Genomic DNA, 11,418 nt, shown 5'->3' with positions numbered 1-11,418 from the left:
TGGCTGCTCATGCCGGCCGGCACCCGCCATTTCGCGATCGCGCCCGCATCCAGAAGCGCCCGGTAGACGGCCGGACGCGAGGCACTCACGTGCCGAGAGACCTGCGTCGAGTACATGGAGTCAACATAGCGCTCAGGTACTCCCGCGCGGCTCAAGGTCGGCCGTCGCTCTACGAACCACCCATTGAACGCCTCTGGCACCAACTGGTCTCCCCCGGCACCTGAAGCCACCGTGGACCGGTGGCCGAGCCGGTCGAGGGCCGACCCCGGCCGGGTGGCCGCATCCACGGTTGCCCCCCTCCGAGGTCGCCCGGCCGGCCCCGACGCGGCAGCCGGGGCAGTGCAGCCCATCGGTCGGCGGCGCCCTACGTCCCCACAGCACCCCCCTTGGCCGCGCTCGGACTCGCCGGGAAGTCCGCCGGCGCTCGGCGTACGGTCTGCGCCACGCCCACCCGCTGTGACCCGTGGACGCCGGTTGCGATACCTGCAGCGCTGTGCCTCACAGACCCGCAGGACAGACAGCACAGCAGCGGGGACAGAGACCAGGCCCGAACCCGCCGCTGCCCGTCGACGGCCAGGCGGTGCGTCTGCCCGCCGCGAGGGTGGCAGACGGCCATGCTGGGCGTAGCGGAGAGGGAGGCGGTCGACCGTGGCGGAGAGCGAGGTGTGGGTGCGGGCCGGGGAGCAGTTGGTGCGGGCCGACACGATTGAGCGGATCGGGTGGGAGGCCGGCGCCGGGTCGCTGGGCCTGAAGGTGACCGGCGTGCGCGATCTGGTGGCCGTCGATGTCCCCGCGGCCGCCGTCCCGATGCCCGGCGAGGCGCAGCGTCGGGCGGGTGGTGAGGTGCTCGCGGACCTGTTGCTGGCCGCTGTAGCGGTGTGCGCGAGGCTGCCGGGCACACCCACCGCCTGGCGCTGGAAGCCGACGGCGCGAGCGTGCGGTGGGTGCGGGAGACCTTCACCGCCGACGGGTCCTGCGTCACCGTGCCCGTCGACGGCCTCGCCGGGTTGGCGCTGCCCGGCCTGATCCCGCCCGGGGCCGCCCCGGCGGGATGGGCCACGCCCCGGGCCTTGGCGCAGCCGGACGGACTGGGGCCGGGTGACGGCTGAGACCCCCCTTCCTCGGGTGGCCAGGCGCGAAGGAACCGTTCTGGGGGTCACATCCGGGCGTTGGCCCCGGTGGCCAGGAAGATGACGCGGTTGGCGACATTCACGGCGTGGTCGGCGAAACGCTCGTAGTACCGGCTGAGCAAGGTCAGGTCCACGGCGGTCGCCATGCCGTGGAGCCAAGCCTCATCGGTCATGTGCTGGAAGGTGCTGCGGTGGACGTCGTCCATGGCATCGTCATCGAAATGCAGCTCCGCCGCGGCCTTAGGGTCCTTGGTCTCCAGGACCTGTCTCATCTTGGTGGCCATCCGCTGCGCGACCCGGCCCATCTCCTCGATGTCCGGCCGCAGCACAGGCGGGAGGGGGGCGCCGGGATACCGCATGCGGGCGATCTCAGCGATGTGGCGGGCCAGGTCTCCCATCCGCTCCAGATCGGCGGAGATGCGCAGGGCGGCCACGAGCGTGCGCAGGTCAGTGGCGACCGGCTGCTGACAGGCCAGGACAGACATCACACGGGCATCGAGGGCATCACGGGCCGCATCGATCACCGCGTCCTGGCTGATCACTTCATCAGCGGCGTCCAAGTCGCCGCTGACCACCGCAGTCGTCGCGCGGACCATAGCCTTGGTCACCAAAGCGGCCAGCCCCACCAGCTGGTCGTGCACCGCGCCGAGTTCCCCGTGATAGCGATCCCGCATGATCTCCCCTCCCCGGCACGCAGTGGCGCCCCGAAGAGGCCTCATCCATGCTCTCACCATGACGGCGAAGGACGCTGCCACCAACAGCATCCTTCGCCGTCTCCGTCGCTGATGGCTCCGCCGTACTACTCCCGACATTGGAATATGCAATGCCAGCGGCCGTCGTAGTACCACTCGCAGCATGCGTGGTGGCTGCCAGCGATCGTGAGGTCCCCATTGTCCACGAACTCCGTCACGATGCGGTTGTCTTCGACGCGGGATACACCATGCTGCTTGGTGAAATCGATTCCCAGCGTTTCGAGTTCGAGGTGCCGGGAACGTACGGCGTACTTCCGCGCCACATCCGGGTATTTCTCGACAACCATCTGCAATGCGTTGAAGAATTCCTTGTCGACTTCCGGCCCGTATTCGTGGGTCTTGCCGGCTTGATTCGCCGTCATGGTAACCTCCCGGAGTTTCGCGACGATTTCAACGAATTACTCAGGCAAAGTGGTTAAGCTTCGATCGGTTCTCCCGGTCCGGGCGGGCGGCTCGCCGATGGCCCTCCAGAGCCAGGCTCGCATGAGACGTGCGCCGCGGCCAGTTGGGCGGGAGCTTCTCGCCCTGCAGAACGTTGTTGCAAAGTCGTCCGATCTTGTGGGGAACCCGGTCAGGACCGGTCTATGAGCTCCATAAGAATTCGCTTGAGCTACCTGAATTGTCCCGGACCAGTGGATACCTTAATACTCGGCAGTCCGGCCCACCAAGGCGTACTTCGCAAAGTCGGCGGCCGGGACCTTCACCAACCCTGCGACTGAGCGACGCCGAGATGGCCTTTGCACGGGAGCGTTCCCTGCTGGCCGCCGTCCAAAGTTTCTGATGCCCGTGGACCCGATGGGCCGTGTCGGGCTCGGAGCCTGGCGCCGATTCCGGTTAAGTGATCAAGCGGCGCCCGCTATCACCTTGCCCCGGCCGTCTTCCCGTCCCCGCGCCGGGGCAAGGTCATGGAGACCCCCTCGTCCACCGGAAGGTCATGGAGCTCCCCGCCTGTCGCTGCAGTCCGCCGGCAGACGCCGTTCCCCCGCCGCTCCCTGGTCGTCGGACGGGACAGACGGACCGGTGCCCAGTGAGGACTCAGTGGGCGGCGAGTACTTGCCGCCGTGAGTTTGGCGCCGTCCAGCCAGGACGAGGCGTGGCCACCGCACAGCGCGCCAGCGATCGGCGGGCGTGGACCGGTGGCGGGGCCGGGTGGCCATACACCTGCGCAACCGCGTCGTCACTCCCCACGAGGCTCGGCCCCGACCGCGGACCCCGACGCGACATGCGCTGCGCGGACGCCTGAGCGCATGGGACCAGGCTCACGTGGACACGCATCTGGCCCAGCGCGCCCGTGGCCGCCGCCGTGAAGTGCTGCAGCGCAGTGAGGCTGGGCCCGGCCGCTCAACCAGCCGCCACTGCTTCCGCAGTGGCTGTGGGCAGGGCCGGAGCCGGTCCGGGTCGCCCTGTCGGCGGCGGAGTCGTGGGCCTTTGGCGTCTCCCGCGCGCGAGGAAACCGGCTGGTGCCACCATGCTTCGCGCCGCCGCGGCAGCCGACCTGGTCGTCCTGCCGCGCGACAGCCTTCCCTTGGACGAGAGGGTGTGGGCGGTACTCCTTCGCTTCGGGCCCTTCGCCACCACCACAGGGTCCGTGCAGCACGGCACGGGCTGACCTGGAAACGGCGATGTCGAGGTCCCCCAGCTGCTCATGGTGCCCGTCGATGGCGACCTGGCTGTCCTGATTCGCGCGGGATCTTCCGTGATGGGTGGGCCGCTTGCCATGAGTGGTCGGCAGTCGGACCCTGGGGATTGAACTATCCGATTTGGTCCCTTTTCTGCTCTCGTAGCGGTTTTGCGAACCGCGCTGGTGGTGGGTCGGCGTCCGGCGGTGAAGCCGGGTGGAGAAGGGCCACTGGCCCTGCGTACGAAAGGCATGACGATGGCCAAGGCCGTTGGCATCGATCTGGACGACGAACTCGGTGATCGCCATCTACGGAGGCGGCCAGCCCAGGGTGATCACCGAAGGCGCTCGCACGATGCCTTCGGTGGTCGCGTTTGCCTCCGCCCCGAGCGGCGGTCCCACCCCGGGTGCCGGCGGTCGTGGCAGGCGGCCCGCAGGCGAGGGCGGGGACGACGTGATCGATGCCGATTCCAGGCCGGAGTGAACGGACACCCCGGCCGCCTTGTCCCACACGGTGATGGATGGTGACGCGAAGTGATCATGAATGAAGCGCGCGACTTCCCCCCACAGGGCGAGGGCGGCCGCCTCTCGCCAGAACGGGTCGAGGATGCCGAGGGAAAACGCCGGACCGCCGCTGCCCAGGGCGGCGACGGTGGGAGCAGCACACCGGAACCGGGACGGCGCGGTATGGGTGAACGTCCGCCGGCCGGCCGGGCCAGCACCCGGGAGGGCGGTGCTGCACGGTCGCATGCGCCAGAAGGCCGGACGGTCCGTCAGGAGCGAGACCGTGCCACGGCGGACGCCGGGACTGCGGGCCCCGGCGCACCTGGGCAGGAATCCGCCGCAGAGGCACGAAAAAACGGTACGGCTGATGAGCAGGCCCCCGATTCTGGTACAGCCTCGCAGGAACCCGCCACCGAGCCGCGCGAAAGCGTCACCGCTGGTGAGGCCGCCCCTGGCCCCGGTGCACCTCGGCAGGAACCCGCAGCGGAGCCGCAAGAGGCTCCCCTGGCGGAGGGGCAGGGCCCGCGCCCGGTCGGGGAACCGCCGCAGGAAACCCCGGCGGAGCTGCGAGATCGCTGGCTGCGCGCGATGGCCGAGCTCGACAACCAGCGCAAGCGGTACGAGCGGATGCTGGCCGAGGTGCGCGGTTTGCAACGGGACCGGGTGATGTCGGTATGGCTGCCGGTGCTGGACCACCTTGAGCTGGCGCTGCGGCACGCCGAGGCCGACCCGCGGAGCATCGTCGCCGGCGTTGAGGCCGTTCACCGCCAGGCGCTCGCCACGCTGGAGGGACTCGGCTACCACCGCTTCGCCGAAGTGGGCGAGCAGTTCGACCCCGCCCGGCATGAGGCGGCGCAGGCCCGGGAGGCGCCCGACGCCGAGCCCGGAACGATCCTCGAGGTGATGCGCCCCGGCTACAGCAGTGACGAGCAGCTGCTGCGTCCCGCTGTGGTGACGGTGGCCAGGCAGCCGGAGTGAATGGGCAGCCGACGGCGGCCACGACTCCTGACTACTACCAGCTGCTGGGCGTCGGCCGTGACGCCAGCGCGGAGGAGATCCAGCGTGCCGATCGAACCCTGGCCCGCCGCGGGCGGCCGGCGGGCCGTTCGGCGCGGGAACGGGGCCGCGCGGCGGTCGGCGGGTCTACGCAGAGGCAAAAGTGATAGTCCCGCCGAAGGCCTCCGCCAACGAACGCGCTCTGTGGGAGAAGCCGGCCCGGGAATCCGGCTTCGATCCCCGTGCCCGCCGGCACGACGGGTGAGGTGACCGCCATGACGACCGATCCCAGGAACTACCCACGGGCCCGCATCCACCTGCGGGCGCAGACGGATCTGTACGAATTCGCCGCCGCTGCGGGCATCCACCCCGAGCTGGTGCGCCGCTTTGTCACCCTGGGGCTGCTGTCCCCCGACACCGACACGGCCGGACGAATGTGCTTCGGCTCCGCGGCTGGACCGTGGAAAGAGCCGAAACCGCCCAGCGGCCGAGGAGTTCGAGACCATCGAACGCAACGGCATCGTGCACGCCGACCCGGCACCTCGATGACCTCCAAGAAGGTCTCCTGCGGTCTCAGCGCTGCGCTGGCGCGTCGCGGCCGGGGCCGTTATCGGCGGCGGTGACCGTCGGACCGGCCCGGTGCCCTGGCGGCGCCGGTCCGGTACCGTCGAGTTTCTTTCGCCTCTGTCGCACGTACTGTCCTGTGCCGCCGGCCCGCCGGGGCACTCGTGCTGGTTCCCGCGTCAGGTAGGCGCTGGACGGGGCTGCGGCTCGGGGACCGGGCTCGGGCCGGGTTCGGGCGCGGGCTCCGGCCGGGACGGGAATGGCGGAATGGGGTCGGGCTCCGGATTGGGTACCGGCTCCGGTTCTGGGGGACGTGGCTGGGTCATTGCAGGCTCCCGCGAGATGTGCGGATTTCCCCTCTTCCTACGGTACGCAGATCCCGTGGCGGACCGAGGGCCTAGGCGCTGCACGTACCGCTGCCCCGCACCAGCACGGTCCGGGGCAGCAGCCGGCGAACCGTGGGGCCAGGGGTTACAGCGGGCGGATGTGCTCGGCCTGCGGGCCCTTCTGGCCCTGGGTGACGTCGAATTCGACCTTCTGGCCTTCCTGCAGTTCGCGGAAGCCCTGGGCGTCGATGTTGGAATAGTGGGCGAAGACGTCGGCGCCGCCTCCGTCCTGCTCGATGAAGCCGAAACCCTTTTCAGCGTTGAACCACTTCACGGTGCCGGTAGCCATGACTGTCTCCTTCAAGACGGCTCGGAACGGACCCGCAGAATCGGAATCCGGAGGTGATCGCCTGGCCCGGAGAAACACTGAAAAGCAAGATCGCCCGCGATCGTGACCACGGGCGAACGGGTACTTCGGAACCACGACTGCTGAATTCCGACGTTACACCGCCAGTCCGACGGCTGCGCAGCCGACGCGGTGCAGGTGAACGCGGGGAGGGCAACCACTGACCGACCGGAGAAGAGAATCGATGTCGTTCCGGCGAAAGCCGAAGCGCCCGGCCGGGTGGCTCATCGCCGGCGAAGCCACGACGGATCAAGATACTGTCCGGCGGGCCAGGGCGGTCCGGGTGGCGGCGACGGCCAGGCCCAGGAAGGCGAGGGTGACCAGCACCGTTGCGCAGGCCGCCCCTCGGCACGGCCGGCCCATATCTCTGGGCGCGCGGGGGCAGGACCTGCCCACCGGCTGCCGGCTGTCAGGCGTCGAAGTACAGTTCGAACTCGTGCGGGTGTGGCCGCAGTTGAAGCGGGTCGATCTCGTTGGTGCGCTTGCAGTCGATCCAGGTCTCGATCAGGACGGAGGTGAACACGCCGCCTTGGAGCAGGAAGTCGGGGTCGGCTTCCAGCACGTCCAGGACGGCCGGGAGGGAGGTGGGGACCTGCGGGAGGCCCGCGTGCTCCTCGGGGGTGGCTCGTAGAGGTCCTTGTCGACCGGCTCGGCGGGCTCGGCCTTGCTCTTGATGCCGTCGAGGCCGGCCAGCATCATCGCGGAGAAGGCCGGGTGCGGGTTGCAGGACGGGTCCGGGGCGCGGAATTCTATGCGCTTGGCCTTGGGGTTGGCGCCGGTGATGGGGATGCGGATGGCGGCCGAGCGGTTGTGCTGGGAGTACACCGGATTGACCGGGGCCTCGAAGCCGGGGACCAGGCGGTGGCAGGAGTTCACCGTGGGGCTGGTGAAGGCCAGCAGCGCCGGGGCGTGCTCGGGGATGCCGCCGATGTAATAGCGGGCGGTGTCAGACAGGCCGGCGTACCCCTTCTCGTCGTAGAAGAGCGGCTGGCCGCCCAGCCACAGGGACTGGTGGCAGTGCATGTCCGAGCCGTTGTCGCCGAAGATCGGCTTGGGCATGAAGGTGGCGGTCTTGCCGTTGCGCCAGGCCACGTTCTTCACGATGTACTTGAAGAGCATCAGGTCGTCGGCGGCGTGCAGCAGGGTGTTGAACCTGTAGTTGATCTCGGCCTGGCCGGCGGTGCCCACTTTTCAACCCCCAGGGCCGCCTTGTTCAGCTCCAGCATCATCTCGGCGTGCCGCCGCAAACGCGTCCAGCGGGCCCCGGGCGAGGGCGCGGGGCCCAAGACCCCGCCCCGCGCAGTCCCGACCGGACATCCTGCAGGGAGCAGGGATGGTCTTCTCGCTGAGCGGGTACCCGAGGTGTGCCGGATCCTGTACGGACGGCAGCGAGGACGGAGCGCCAGCGATGGAAGACATGGTCGCCGCCCGCGGGTGCGGCGGGGCTACCTCTTCCGGCCCGGCAGCGGGCTGCGAGGGGGAAACGCAGCCGACCACGCCGTCCCCGACCGGCACACGGCAACGAGACCTGAACCGCGGTGCGCTGCCGCCGGACCGTACGCAGGCCATCTTGGAGGCCACCAAGCAGCTCGCGGCCCTGCTCAAGGCTGGAGGGCATCCCTTCGCGCTGGCCGGAAGCGTCGCGGCCTATGCGCACGGCGCAGCGGTGAGCTTGCAGCACGACGCCGACTTCTGCGTTCTGCGCGAGGATGCTGACGCTGTTGCCGTAACGCTTCGCGAGGCCGGGATCGACGTCCATGCCCCGGCTGAGGACTGGCTGGTCAAGGCCCGCTGCGGCGGGGTGGAGATTGACCTGATCTTCGACCTGTCACACCTGCCGGTGGACCGCGAGCTGCTCGACCGAGCGGAGACCTTGCCGGTCGACTCGGTGCGCATGCCGGTACTGACCCCCACTGACCTGCTGGGGAGCTTGGTCGCGGCGTTCTCCGAGCACCACTGCGACTTCGCAGCGGTGCTCCCGATCGCCCGTACCCTGCGAGAGAGGGTCGACTGGGATCGGCTCCGACTCGAGCACCGGGACGCGCCGATGCCCGCCGCCTTCTTCTTCCTCCTCGAACGCCTGGATGTCATCGAATCGCAGGAGGCATGCCGATGACCGCTGCCGAGAGCACCGAGTATCGCGTGGCCCACCTGCAGGAGCGGTTGGCGACCCAGGAGGTCGCCGAGCTCGGTGTGCGCGCCGAGATATGCGGCGGCACCGTTGTGCTGACCGGCACTGTCCCCACGAGCCGCTGCCGGGAGGACATCCTGCGCATCGCGCGGGAGGAGTTGGCGGGCGTGCGGGTGGACAGTGCCCTGACTCTCGCCGACGCGAGCGCGCCTGATCACTCCGAGGAGCTGGCATGATCCGCGTGGCAGCCGTCGGGGACATTCACATGGGCCCCGACAGTCAGGGCCTGCTACGGCCGGCCTTCCGCACGCTGCCCGAGTGCGCCGACGTCCTGCTGCTCGCCGGTGATCTGACCCGGCACGGCACCGTGGAGGAGGCACGGGTGGTCGCCGACGAGGTAGCCGGACTCGCCGTGCCAGTGGTGGCCGTGCTCGGCAATCACGACTACCACTGCGACCAGCAGCATGAGGTGACAGCCGTGCTGCGCGACGCGGGAGTCATCGTCCTGGAGCGCGAGGGCACGGTCGTCGAGGTGGACGGCGCGACGATCGGGATCGCCGGGACCAAGGGCTTCGGGGGCGGCTTCGCGGGGCGCAGCGGCGGGGAGTTCGGCGAACCCGAGATGAAGGCATTCATCCGGTACACCCGCCGCTGCGCCGACGGCCTTCGCGAGTCCCTGGAGCAGCTGGGACAGTGTGGCTGCGCGGTACGGATCGCGTTGACGCACTTCTCGCCCGTTCCGGGCACCCTGGCCGGGGAGCCGTTGGAGATTTATCCGTTCCTGGGCAGCTATCTGCTGGCCGAGGCGGTCGACGGGGCAGGCGCTGACCTGGCGGTGCACGGTCACGCGCATGCGGGTACGGAGCACGGCGTCACCAGCGGCGGTGTGCCGGTACGCAACGTGGCCCAGCCAGTGATTCGCCGCGCCTTCGCCATCTACCACCTGCACCCCAGATCCCCCGAGGACGGCAGGGCCGCGATCGGGCCGTTCCGCGAATCGGCCGTCAGCCCGCAACGCAACGGCCATCGCCCGAGCTGACCCACGGCGCGAACGTCATCGCGGAACTCATGACCGATCACCGGGAGGTAGAGGAGCTGTTCGACCAGATCCAGGCCCTTCCGCCCGGCAACCAGGAGCGCAGGACCATCGCGGACCGGTTCACGATCGAACTGGTGCGGCACTCGGTGGCGGAGGAGATGTACCTCTACCCCGCGGTGCGCGAGCACGTCCGCGGTGACCAGGCGCTGGCCGACGGGGAGATCCAGGACCACCCCACCGTGGAGAAGCTCCTCAAGGACCTGGAGAAGGTGTCCGTCGATCAGCCTGAGTTCGACGACCTGGTGGACCGGCTCATCTCCGAGGCCACGTGACCAACTTCGCCCATCTGCTGGCCCATCACGAACACCCCGGCAAGGAGCACGCCGCTCTCCAGCAATGGATCGAGGCCGCGACCGCCGACGACCTCCCGGCACTGCACGGCTTCATCCAGGGCCTGGAAAAGGACCGAGCCGCCGTGCAGGCCGGCCTCGACCTGCCCTACAGCAGCGGAGCCACCGAGGGCATCAACAACAAGGCGAAGCTACTCAAACGCCAGACCTACGGACGTGCCGGGTTCGCCCTCCTGCGCCGACGCATCCTGCTCAACTGACTGGCCCGCCAGTCCCACAGCCCCCGATCACCGGCTACGAAAATCTTGTCTGAGCCAGCGTTTTTGTGTAAGTCCACAGGGTTCAACCTGGTGTTGAGCCGGTCCTCGAAGAACAGTGAGAACTGGTTCAACGCCTTCTTCCAGTGTGGCGCGACGTGGTTGAGGCCGCGCGCCTTGGGAGTGATCAGCTCCCGGACCGCGAGGTAGAGCACCTATAGCGCGGCCTGCTCGGAGGGGAAGTGCCCGCGGTTGCGGGTAGTCTTCCGCAGCCGAGCGTTGATCGACTCGATCCGGTTGGTCGAATAGACCACTTTTCCGACGGTGCCGCGCCGGCGCCCCGGATGGCACCGGCGTCCGCGCACGGCGGGTTCGGAGAGCGGCCTGAGGAAACGGACCGGGAGCAATCCCGGCACCGCGCCTCGGGTCGACTCACCGCAGCTGGAGAACTAGGCGGAGCCTCATGGAGACCCACCGGCAAGACCCGATCGTGTGCCACGAGAGGTCCAGGACCGCCAGGTTGGGAGGAACTTCAAGAGTCACCCGAACGGCCGAACCACCACGGGAGAGGCCTTGTCCCCATTGAGTCCTCCCACGGCGGAGTTGCGCGGCCACGGGGCCCATGAGTTGGTAGGAGTCATCTCCCACCGGATCCCACCATCAGGAGAAGACATGGGCACCGCGCACAGCGGCCCGTCGGCCGACAAGCTTTCCGTGGTCTTCGCGGTCCACGTAATCGAGGGCGGCGAGCAAGGGTTTCTGGAGGTGTACGACCGGATCCGGAAGTCCGTCGCCCGCACTCCCGGGCACATCATCGACAGGCTGGGAGAACCCGCCGACGACTCCCGTCAGTGGGTGATCACCAGTGAGTGGGAGACGCCCGAGCATTTCTTCGCCTGGCAGCAGAGCGAGGAGCACCGCTCGCTGGTGGCTCCGCTCCGCAAGTGGGTTGACTCCACCCAGTCGTTGCGGTTCAGGGTCGTCAAGGAGACCGTGCGGGTGAAGTCATGACGTGCACCAGTGGCCCCGTCGCTGTCCTCGGACTTGGCATGATGGGCATCAGCCTGGCCGGCCGCCTTCTCGACCAGGGCGTACAGGTGCGGGTCTGGAATCGCACCGCGGAGCGAACCGAGCCGCTCGCCAAGGCCGGCGCGTTCGCCGCGGCCCGTCCGATCGAGGCCGTCGAGGGCACGGCCGCTGCCATCTGCACGGTGGCCGACGGCGATGCCCTCAGCGCGGTGCTGCGAGGGCCGGACGGTGTCCTCAGCGGCGGGTCCTATCCCGGCGCCCTGATCTGCGCCAGCACCGTCTCCCCCGACGAGGTCGTCCGCCTCGCCGGGAACGA

General features: G+C 69.2%; 14 protein-coding genes and 3 pseudogenes. 12 read left to right on the top strand and 5 right to left on the bottom strand.

From position 1 onward, the window contains the following. Window positions 1-878 precede the first annotated feature (878 nt). Entirely contained in the window at window positions 879-1,109 is a 231-nt protein-coding gene (locus FCI23_RS51215; RefSeq protein ID WP_136730809.1) for a hypothetical protein, read from the top strand. A gap of 47 nt (window positions 1,110-1,156) precedes the next feature. On the opposite strand, the gene phoU is transcribed toward FCI23_RS51215, so the two are convergent. Next, complete coding sequence (gene phoU, locus FCI23_RS51210) at window positions 1,157-1,804, bottom strand: phosphate signaling complex protein PhoU (protein ID WP_136730808.1); 648 nt, start codon at window positions 1,802-1,804, stop codon at window positions 1,157-1,159. Window positions 1,805-1,929: 125 nt separating this feature from the next. Further along, the gene (locus tag FCI23_RS51205; protein ID WP_136730807.1) at window positions 1,930-2,244 is read right to left on the bottom strand and encodes a hypothetical protein; all 315 of its coding nucleotides are present in this window, start codon (window positions 2,242-2,244) and stop codon (window positions 1,930-1,932) included. Between the two features lie 1,106 nt (window positions 2,245-3,350). Between FCI23_RS51205 and FCI23_RS57725 the strand changes: the two genes are divergently transcribed. From FCI23_RS57725 to FCI23_RS51185, 4 genes and pseudogenes are all read left to right on the top strand, one after another. Beyond that, window positions 3,351-3,491, top strand: a complete 141-nt coding sequence (locus FCI23_RS57725) for a hypothetical protein (protein WP_169317395.1) — start codon at window positions 3,351-3,353, stop codon at window positions 3,489-3,491. Window positions 3,492-3,758: 267 nt separating this feature from the next. Further along, window positions 3,759-3,879, top strand: a pseudogene (locus FCI23_RS51200) (Hsp70 family protein); the annotation flags it as partial. A 161-nt stretch (window positions 3,880-4,040) separates the two neighbouring features. After that, window positions 4,041-4,982 (top strand): nucleotide exchange factor GrpE, encoded by a 942-nt coding sequence (grpE, locus tag FCI23_RS62830; RefSeq protein WP_322974045.1) that lies wholly within the window; start codon window positions 4,041-4,043, stop codon window positions 4,980-4,982. A 293-nt stretch (window positions 4,983-5,275) separates the two neighbouring features. Next, entirely contained in the window at window positions 5,276-5,623 is a 348-nt protein-coding gene (locus FCI23_RS51185) for a hypothetical protein (RefSeq protein WP_136730806.1), read from the top strand. Window positions 5,624-6,035: 412 nt separating this feature from the next. Here the strand turns inward: FCI23_RS51185 and FCI23_RS51180 are convergent, their stop codons facing one another. Next, window positions 6,036-6,239, bottom strand: coding sequence for a cold-shock protein (locus FCI23_RS51180; protein WP_127353763.1), 204 nt, complete (start codon window positions 6,237-6,239; stop codon window positions 6,036-6,038). 466 nt (window positions 6,240-6,705) lie between these two features. After that, window positions 6,706-7,594: pseudogene (locus FCI23_RS51175) on the bottom strand (type I glutamate--ammonia ligase); the annotation flags it as partial. 110 nt (window positions 7,595-7,704) lie between these two features. Between FCI23_RS51175 and FCI23_RS51170 the strand changes: the two are divergent. From FCI23_RS51170 to FCI23_RS51150, 5 genes are read left to right on the top strand one after another with little or no spacing between them, the layout of a single operon-like run. Beyond that, entirely contained in the window at window positions 7,705-8,412 is a 708-nt protein-coding gene (locus FCI23_RS51170) for a nucleotidyltransferase family protein (protein ID WP_246144849.1), read from the top strand. After that, the gene (locus FCI23_RS51165; RefSeq protein WP_136730804.1) at window positions 8,409-8,663 is read left to right on the top strand and encodes a BON domain-containing protein; all 255 of its coding nucleotides are present in this window, start codon (window positions 8,409-8,411) and stop codon (window positions 8,661-8,663) included. Before FCI23_RS51170 ends, FCI23_RS51165 begins: the two co-directional genes overlap by 4 nt. Continuing rightward, window positions 8,660-9,466 (top strand): metallophosphoesterase family protein, encoded by an 807-nt coding sequence (locus FCI23_RS51160; protein WP_136730803.1) that lies wholly within the window; start codon window positions 8,660-8,662, stop codon window positions 9,464-9,466. Before FCI23_RS51165 ends, FCI23_RS51160 begins: the two co-directional genes overlap by 4 nt. A 29-nt stretch (window positions 9,467-9,495) precedes the next feature. Further along, window positions 9,496-9,798, top strand: coding sequence for a hemerythrin domain-containing protein (locus FCI23_RS51155; protein WP_407646153.1), 303 nt, complete (start codon window positions 9,496-9,498; stop codon window positions 9,796-9,798). Next, window positions 9,795-10,076, top strand: a complete 282-nt coding sequence (locus tag FCI23_RS51150) for a transposase (RefSeq protein ID WP_136730801.1) — start codon at window positions 9,795-9,797, stop codon at window positions 10,074-10,076. The genes FCI23_RS51155 and FCI23_RS51150 overlap by 4 nt, the downstream gene beginning before the upstream one ends. 92 nt (window positions 10,077-10,168) lie before the next feature. Here the strand turns inward: FCI23_RS51150 and FCI23_RS64705 are convergent. After that, a pseudogene (locus FCI23_RS64705) lies at window positions 10,169-10,387 on the bottom strand (transposase); the annotation flags it as partial. 358 nt (window positions 10,388-10,745) lie between these two features. Here FCI23_RS64705 and FCI23_RS51140 point away from each other — a divergent pair. Then, window positions 10,746-11,084, top strand: coding sequence for an antibiotic biosynthesis monooxygenase family protein (locus tag FCI23_RS51140; protein WP_136730800.1), 339 nt, complete (start codon window positions 10,746-10,748; stop codon window positions 11,082-11,084). Then, on the top strand, window positions 11,081-11,418 hold a 338-nt coding region (locus tag FCI23_RS51135; protein WP_136730799.1), incomplete at its 3' end, for an NAD(P)-binding domain-containing protein. The genes FCI23_RS51140 and FCI23_RS51135, both read left to right, overlap by 4 nt.

It is taken from the genome of Actinacidiphila oryziradicis, assembly GCF_005047355.1.
Lineage (GTDB): Bacteria > Actinomycetota > Actinomycetes > Streptomycetales > Streptomycetaceae > Actinacidiphila > Actinacidiphila oryziradicis.
This window is presented reverse-complemented; position numbering and strand designations above follow the sequence as displayed.

What these genes read in the sequence shown, in the direction of transcription:
- phoU (WP_136730808.1), bottom strand. Translation starts at nt 1,804, where the DNA reads ATGCGGGATCGCTATCACGGGGAACTCGGCGCGGTGCACGACCAGCTG.
- FCI23_RS51205 (WP_136730807.1), bottom strand. Translation starts at nt 2,244, where the DNA reads ATGACGGCGAATCAAGCCGGCAAGACCCACGAATACGGGCCGGAAGTC.
- FCI23_RS57725 (WP_169317395.1), top strand. Translation starts at nt 3,351, where the DNA reads ATGCTTCGCGCCGCCGCGGCAGCCGACCTGGTCGTCCTGCCGCGCGAC.
- grpE (WP_322974045.1), top strand. Translation starts at nt 4,041, where the DNA reads ATGAATGAAGCGCGCGACTTCCCCCCACAGGGCGAGGGCGGCCGCCTC.
- FCI23_RS51185 (WP_136730806.1), top strand. Translation starts at nt 5,276, where the DNA reads ATGACGACCGATCCCAGGAACTACCCACGGGCCCGCATCCACCTGCGG.
- FCI23_RS51180 (WP_127353763.1), bottom strand. Translation starts at nt 6,239, where the DNA reads ATGGCTACCGGCACCGTGAAGTGGTTCAACGCTGAAAAGGGTTTCGGC.
- FCI23_RS51170 (WP_246144849.1), top strand. Translation starts at nt 7,705, where the DNA reads ATGGAAGACATGGTCGCCGCCCGCGGGTGCGGCGGGGCTACCTCTTCC.
- FCI23_RS51165 (WP_136730804.1), top strand. Translation starts at nt 8,409, where the DNA reads ATGACCGCTGCCGAGAGCACCGAGTATCGCGTGGCCCACCTGCAGGAG.
- FCI23_RS51160 (WP_136730803.1), top strand. Translation starts at nt 8,660, where the DNA reads ATGATCCGCGTGGCAGCCGTCGGGGACATTCACATGGGCCCCGACAGT.
- FCI23_RS51155 (WP_407646153.1), top strand. Translation starts at nt 9,496, where the DNA reads ATGACCGATCACCGGGAGGTAGAGGAGCTGTTCGACCAGATCCAGGCC.
- FCI23_RS51140 (WP_136730800.1), top strand. Translation starts at nt 10,746, where the DNA reads ATGGGCACCGCGCACAGCGGCCCGTCGGCCGACAAGCTTTCCGTGGTC.